Origin of the sequence: Tabrizicola sp., from assembly GCF_041911175.1 — a bacterium.
Lineage (GTDB): Bacteria > Pseudomonadota > Alphaproteobacteria > Rhodobacterales > Rhodobacteraceae > Tabrizicola.
In genome coordinates, this window is the sequence record NZ_JAYRPN010000157.1 from 1 (window position 1) to 3,670 (window position 3,670).

Annotated in this window: 3 protein-coding genes, 1 pseudogene and 1 riboswitch; of the genes and pseudogenes, 1 reads left to right on the top strand and 3 read right to left on the bottom strand. The window is 67.6% G+C overall.

Going from position 1 to position 3,670, the window contains the following annotated elements; all coding sequences use genetic code 11:
* From ACE3P6_RS21395 to ACE3P6_RS21405, 3 genes and pseudogenes are all read right to left on the bottom strand, one after another.
* Positions 1-879 (bottom strand): annotated as a pseudogene (locus tag ACE3P6_RS21395) (thiamine/thiamine pyrophosphate ABC transporter permease ThiP); the annotation flags it as partial.
* On the bottom strand, positions 855-1,853 hold the full coding sequence (gene thiB / locus ACE3P6_RS21400) for a thiamine ABC transporter substrate binding subunit (protein WP_374398489.1): 999 nt from the start codon (positions 1,851-1,853) through the stop codon (positions 855-857). The pseudogene ACE3P6_RS21395 and the gene thiB, both read right to left, overlap by 25 nt.
* A 38-nt stretch (positions 1,854-1,891) precedes the next feature.
* Positions 1,892-1,999, bottom strand: a riboswitch (TPP riboswitch).
* A gap of 42 nt (positions 2,000-2,041) precedes the next feature.
* A complete protein-coding gene (locus ACE3P6_RS21405) occupies positions 2,042-3,028 on the bottom strand; it encodes a TerC family protein (RefSeq protein ID WP_374398491.1) in 987 nt (328 codons plus the stop codon).
* 229 nt (positions 3,029-3,257) lie between these two features.
* Here ACE3P6_RS21405 and ACE3P6_RS21410 point away from each other — a divergent pair.
* Positions 3,258-3,670 (top strand): chorismate synthase (locus ACE3P6_RS21410; protein WP_374398493.1); only part of this gene is annotated, 413 nt, incomplete at its 3' end.

Genomic DNA, 3,670 nt, shown 5'->3' on the forward strand with positions numbered 1-3,670 from the left:
CAGCCCGATCACGGCGGCGTCGAGCGCCCGAAGCGCCGGCGCCCCCGCATCCCAGCGCGCCACGGGTCGGTCGAGCCCGGCGCCGAAGGCCGAGGGCACGGCGAGCCGCGTGGCGGCAAGCGCGGTCAACGCACAAAGCGCGAGTTGCAGGCTGGCGAGCGCTGCCGCGCGGGAAAGGTCGAAGTCGAAGCGGAACGCCTGATAGATCGCCAGTTCGACCGACGTTGCCCGCGGGCCGCCGCCGAGCGTGAGGACGACGGCGAAGCTGGTGAGGCAGAGGAGGAAGATCGTGGCGAAGAGGCCGGGGGCGAGCGCCCTGAGCATCGGCCGTTCCAGGTGCCGTGCGATCTCGGCCGGACCAAAGCCGAGCGCCCCGGCAAGGCGAAAACGTTCGGCGGGGATCTCGAGCCAGCCTTGGAGCAGGAGCCGCACCGCCAGCGGCAGGTTGAAAAACACATGGGCGAGGATAACGCCGCCGAGTCCGTAGATCGAGACCCGGCCAAGACCGATTGCCGCCAAGGCATCGTTCAGAAACCCGCCGCGGCCGAAAATCGCGAGAATCCCCATCACCGCAACGATGACGGGCAGGATGAAGGGCGCGCCGAGAAGGGTGACGAGGAGCCCCCGCCCGGGAAAGCGCCGCCGGGCAAGGGCGCGGGCGACGGGCACCGCGAGCGCGAGGCTGATCGCGGCGGAAAGCGTGGCCTGAATGAGGGTGAAGCGCACCGCCGCCCAGTCGGCAGGTCCGAGCATGGCGATGCCGCCGCCCCGCATGAGGACGGCACCGAGCGGCAAAAGGGTGAGCGCGGCCACCAGCGCGGCCGCCCCCCCGGCGCCGAAGCGAAGCCCCGCGCCTAGCGGCTGAGCGCGGTCTGCCATTCTTCCAGTGCCGCGTCGCGCAGGCCCGCAGCCTCCTCGGGCGAGAAAAGCAGGCTCTTTTCCGGCCGGATCAGCGTCTCGAATCCCTTCGGAAGACCCCCGGACGGGGTGACGGCGGGATACATCCAGTTGGTTCCGGGAATGACGGACTGGAAGGCATCGGTGGTCATGAAGGCGAGGAAACGGTCGGCCAGTTCCCCGTTCTCCGTCGTCCTGACCTTCGCCGCCACCTCGACCTGAAGGTAATGCCCCTCGGCGAAGGGCGCGGCGGCCTTGGTGTCGTCCCCTTCCGCGATCAGATGATAGGCGGGCGAGGTGGTGTAGGACAGGACCATGTCGGCCTCGCCCTCAAGGAACATGCCATAGGCTTCCGACCAGCCCGGCGTCACCGTCACGATGTTGTCGGCAAGGCCCCGCCAGATTTCCGCTGCCCGGTCGCCATAGGCCGCCTTGACCCAGAGGAGAAGTCCGAGACCCGGGGTGGAGGAGCGCGGGTCCTCGATCAGAAGCCTCAGGTCGGAGGCCGCCAGCGCCTCGAAATCCGCCGGAACAGTGTCGATCCTGGTGCGGTCGTAGACGAAGGCGAACCAGCTCCAGTCGTAGGGAAGGAACAGGGGGTCGGTCCAGTTCACCGGCAGGGCAAAGGCGGCATCTGTCGCCGGCCGCGGCGCGAAGAGACCGGAATCCGCCGCCCGCGCCGTCAGGCTGGTGTCGAGGCCCAGCACCACGTCGGCCTCGGTCTTTTCGCCTTCCAGCAGGAGCCGCGACAGAAGCGCGGCGCCGTCGCCGGTGGCCACGAACCGCAGGTCGCAGCCGCAGTCGGCCTCGAAGGCCGCCTCGACCGCGGGGCCGGGCCCCCAGTCAGCAACGAAGCTGTCGTAGGTATAGACCGTGAGCACGGGTGTGTCTGCCGCTGCCTGGGCAGCAGAGAGACATCCCGCGAGCATCAGGGCCGAGAAGGGGGTCGGTCTCATCTCGCATCCTCCAATGGTCAGGCGGGCGGAGATGGTTCCGGCAGGTGCCGTGCCTTCCCTCCGCCGGTGCTAACCGGTTCAGGTTCGACGGGTTCGCTTGCGCATCTCAGTCCCGGATCGCGTCCGGGACACCCCGAGGTGGCGCCGACCATACGCGACCCGTCGCGGGGCGCAAGCCGGTTACGACTTCATGATCCGGCCCCGGTCGGCGCCTCCCCCCGCGTCTTCCAGAGCGACCACACGACGCCGACCGAGAGAATCACGAAGGTGATGCCAAGCGACCAGTTGGCAGGAAACTTTTCCCACCCGAGGGCGTCGGCCACGAAGATCTTCGCGCCGATGAACAGCAGCAGCACGGCGAGCGCGTATTTCAGGTAGTGGAAGCGGTGGATGATCGCCGCCAGCGCGAAGTAGAGCGCCCTCAACCCGAGGATGGCGAAAATGTTCGAGGTGTAGACGATGAACGGGTCGGTGGTGATGGCAAAGACCGCCGGGACGCTGTCGACCGCGAAGATCAGGTCGGCGAATTCCACCAGCACCAGTGCGAGGAAGAGCGGCGTGGCGAAGGTCACGACCTTGCCCGTCCGGGAATGGGCCTCCCTCACGAAGAAGGCGTTGCCGTGAAGCGTGTCGGTCACGTTCAGCCGACGCTTGAGGAAGCGCAGCACCGGGTTCCGGCTGATGTCGAGATGCTGGTCGTCGGTCACCAGCATCTTGATGCCGGTGAAGATCAGGAAGGCCGCGAAGATGTAGAGGATCCAGCCGTATTGCGCGACCAGCGTCGCGCCAAGGCCGATCATGATGCCGCGCAGAACGATCACGCCGAGGATGCCCCAGAACAGCACCCGGTGCTGGTAGAGGCGCGGGATGGCGAAATAACCGAAGATCAGCGCGATGATGAAGACATTGTCCATCGCCAGCGTCTTTTCCACCACGAAGGCGGTGAGATAGAGCTTCGCCGCCTCCGCATCCATCTGCCACCAGACGAAACCGGCGAAAGCCACGCCGAGGCTGATGTAGAGCGCCGAGAGCCGCAGGCTTTCGCCGACGCCGATCTCGTGGTCGGTGCGGTGAAGCACGCCGAGATCCAGCACCAGAAGGGCGATCACGATGCCGATGAAGACCAGCCACATCCAGGTGGGCGTGCCGAGGAAGGCCGTCATGAGGAAGTCCATGTCCTTGTCCCTGTTTGCGGGCACCGATGGCCGGTCGCGACAGGGGTATTGCCGGGCCGGACATCGGGCGCGTTTCCCGATCGCGGTCCGACATCACGGCTCTCGCCGTCAGAGGGGCCCGGCCCGCGTTATGCCTATCTGGGGACGACGCGGCGGGTTTCAAGCCGGAAAACGCTTGATGGCGGGGGCGGGGCGGGGCTATGCCCGGCAGGCAGCAGGGAACCTTTGCATGAGCCTCAACACCTTCGGCCATCTCTTCCGCGTCACCACCTGGGGCGAAAGCCACGGGCCCGCGCTGGGCGCCACGGTGGATGGCTGCCCGCCCGGCATCGCGATCGACGAGGCAATGATCCAGCGTTGGCTCGACCGGCGGAAACCCGGGCAGAGCCGCTTCACCACCCAGCGGCGCGAACCGGATGCGGTGCGGATTCTCTCCGGCGTCTTCGAGGGGCGCACCACCGGGACGCCGATCCAGCTTGCGATCGAGAACACCGACCAGCGCTCGAAGGACTATGGCGACATTGCGCAGACCTTCCGGCCGGGGCACGCCGACATCACCTACTGGCTGAAATACGGGCACCGCGATCCGCGGGGCGGCGGCCGGTCCTCGGCGCGCGAGACGGCGGCGCGGGTGGCGGCGGG

Excerpts from the sequence above, each read along its gene's own strand:
- ACE3P6_RS21405 (WP_374398491.1), bottom strand. The coding sequence starts at position 3,028 with ATGGACTTCCTCATGACGGCCTTCCTCGGCACGCCCACCTGGATGTGG.
- thiB (WP_374398489.1), bottom strand. The coding sequence starts at position 1,853 with ATGAGACCGACCCCCTTCTCGGCCCTGATGCTCGCGGGATGTCTCTCT.